The sequence below is a fragment of the Polaromonas sp. P1_E1_2 genome, from assembly GCF_056406035.1.
This window is the reverse complement of sequence record NZ_JBFUAZ010000523.1, coordinates 1-3,030: the sequence shown is the minus strand read 5'-3', so window position 1 is coordinate 3,030 and position 3,030 is coordinate 1. Positions and strand designations below refer to the sequence as shown.

The 3,030-nt window shown below is 61.4% G+C and carries 3 protein-coding genes; all 3 read left to right on the top strand.

What is annotated here, in order from left to right; genetic code table 11:
* The coding region (ntrB, locus tag AC1D1P_RS19255) for a nitrate ABC transporter permease (protein ID WP_477674080.1) at positions 1 to 540 on the top strand (540 nt) is incomplete at its 5' end.
* 28 nt (positions 541 to 568) lie between these two features.
* Positions 569 to 1,378 carry an ABC transporter ATP-binding protein gene (locus AC1D1P_RS19250; RefSeq protein ID WP_477674079.1) on the top strand — a complete coding sequence of 270 codons (810 nt, stop codon included), beginning with the start codon at positions 569 to 571 and terminating at the stop codon, positions 1,376 to 1,378.
* A gap of 61 nt (positions 1,379 to 1,439) precedes the next feature.
* On the top strand, positions 1,440 to 3,030 hold a 1,591-nt coding region (locus AC1D1P_RS19245; protein WP_477674078.1), incomplete at its 3' end, for an Hpt domain-containing protein.

The window sequence follows — 3,030 nt, the reverse complement described above, 5'->3', positions numbered from 1 at the left end:
GTCGTCGGCATACCGGTCGGCTTCATGATCGGTCGCTTCAATTTTTTGAGCCGCATGTTCAACCCGCTGATCAGCCTCTTGCGCCCGGTGTCGCCGCTAGCCTGGTTGCCGATTGGTCTGCTGGTCTTCAAGGGCGCCAACCCGGCTGCTATCTGGACCATCTTCATTTGCTCCATCTGGCCCATGATCATCAACACGGCTGTCGGTGTACAACGCGTGCCGCAGGACTACATGAACGTGGCGCGTGTGCTCAATCTCAGCGAGTGGAAGATCGTGACCAAGATCCTCTTTCCTGCCGTGCTGCCCTACATGCTGACCGGCGTTCGTCTGGCTGTCGGCACCGCCTGGCTGGTGATCGTGGCCGCCGAGATGCTGACCGGTGGCGTCGGCATCGGCTTCTGGGTCTGGGACGAGTGGAACAACCTCAACGTCAAGAACATCATCATCGCGATCTTCGTGATCGGCATCGTCGGGCTGGTGCTGGAGTTCGCACTGATCAAGCTTGCAACAGCCTTCACGTTTGAAGAAGTCAAGAACTGAACCGCTCGAACAAAAGGAGAACCAAGCCATGACATCCTTCACTACCAAGTACATCGAGATCCAGGGCGTAGAGCAAACTTTCAAGACCAAAAAGGGGCCGTTCTGCGCACTGCAAAACATCAACCTCACGGTCGCCAAGGGCGAGTTCGTCACACTGATCGGCCATTCCGGTTGCGGCAAATCCACGCTGCTCAACCTGATTGCCGGCCTGACCACACCCACCGAGGGCAGCCTGCTGTGCRCCAACCGCGAAATCGCCGGCCCCGGACCCGAGCGGGCCGTCGTATTCCAGAACCATTCGTTGCTGCCCTGGCTCACCTGCTTCGAGAACGTTTACCTTGCCGTCGAGCGGGTTTTTGCGGCCACGGAAAACAAGGCCCAGCTCAAGGCCCGCACCGACGCCGCACTGGCCATGGTCGGGCTGACGCCAGCGGCGCAAAAACGTCCCGGCGAGATTTCGGGCGGCATGAAGCAGCGCGTTGGCATTGCACGCGCACTGTCGATGGAACCCAAGGTGTTGCTGCTGGACGAGCCTTTCGGTGCCCTTGATGCGCTGACCCGCGCCAAGCTGCAGGACGAACTGCTACAGATCGTCGCCACCACGCAAAGCACGGTCGTGATGGTGACCCACGATGTCGACGAAGCCGTTCTCCTGAGCGACCGCATTGTAATGATGACCAACGGTCCCGCCGCCACGATCGGCGAAGTGTTGCCAGTAGAGCTGCCCCGCCCACGTTCCCGCGTGGCGCTGGCCGAAGACATCCGTTACCTGGGTTACCGCAAGGCCGTCATCGATTTCCTTTACACCCGCCAGGGCCACGTCGAAAAAGCGGCCTGAAAAGGCCAGACCGGAAAAGCGGCAAACAAGCCGCTCCGGGATTTTCAAAGGGAGGTTTTTAATGTCTGCAGTTTTGCCAATCCCCGGCGCCGACAGAATCGCCCATGGCGCGCCGATCAGCACACGGCCGTCAGCATCGCACGGCCTCTCCTCGCTCGGCAAGTACCGTGAAATCATCATCGCAGTCGCGTTCTTCCTGCTGTTTGACCTGGGCGTGCTGGTCCTGAACTTCTACACCTCGTTCAAGATTGACCAGGACACCGTGGCCATCAACCTTTCCGGCCGCCAGCGCGTCGTCTCGCAACGCGTCGCGCGCACCCTGCTGGAGCTCGATGCCATGCGCGTCTCGGGTGCGCCCTACAGGGCCGACACTCTGGCGGAGCTGCGTGCGGGTGCCAAAATCTTCCAGGTGTCGCAGCTGGCGTTTCGCGAAGGCGGCACCATTCCCGGCGGCGACGGCAAGCCGGTCTACCTGGAGCCGGTGGTGTCCAGCCGCGGCCGTGAGCTCGAGGAAAAGGTGGAGCAAATCTGGAAGCCCTACTTCGCCCTGCTCCAGCCGCTGCTGGCAGGCGACAACTTCACGCAGCAGGAATTGGCCGCCGCGCTGGCCTACAGCCAGACCTACAACATCCCGCTGCTGGGCGCGGCTAACGACTTCGTGACCGAAACGCAGCAGATAGGCGCCTCGCGAGCCAGCGTGCTGCGCATGGTGCAAACCGGCGGCATCGTGCTGGCACTGCTGAATTTCGCCTTTATCCTGTTCAAGTTCCTGCGCCGCCTCAAAACTTCAGACGCCGCGATTGAGGCCGCCACCGAAGAAAACCGGGAAATTCTCGCCAGCGTTCGCGAAGGGCTGTTCCTGCTGACACCCCAGCACCAGCTCGGTTCCCAGTTGTCCCGTTCGACCCACGCACTGTTCGGCAAAACGCTGGCACCAGGGCAAAACTTCTTTTACCAGCTGTCCACCCTGGTTTCCGACAAGGCATTGACCGATGCGCGGGACTATGTCGAGTTGTTGTTCTCCCCGCACGTCAAGGAGCAACTCATTCAGGGCATCAACCCGCTGTCGGAGGTGGAACTCACCGTCAGGAACCGGCTCGGCCAGGACACCAAGCGCTACCTTTCGTTCCATTTCAACCGGGTGCAGGACGGCAACACCGTACGGCACCTGCTGGTTACCGTGCAGGACATCACGCAAAAGGTCGAGCTGCAGGCCCGGTTGACCGGCGAACGCCAGCGCTCGCAAAAAGAGCTGTCCATGATGCTCAAGGCTTTCGAGACGGAGCCAGCCATGATGCGCGCCTTTGTCGAGAGGGCTGAAGCGTCCCTGCTGGAAGTCAACGACCTGCTGCGAAGCACTTCATCGGCCGCCTCGGAAGTCCAGGTGCTCAAAGCTGTGGACGGCGCCTACCGCCGCATCCACGCCTTCAAGGGTGACGCAGCATCGCTCGGGCTGGAAATCCTGGCCACACTGGCCCATCAGTTCGAAAGCGAGTTGCAAAAGCTCAAGGACAACGGCGCCGCCACCGGCGACGCCCTGCTGGCCCTGCCTTTGCCGCTCGAGGACCTGCTGGCCAAGGTCGGCGCCTTCAAGRCGCTGGGCCAGAAGCGCTCAGGCGGTGACACGACGCCCGCCCCGGACGGTTCCGCAT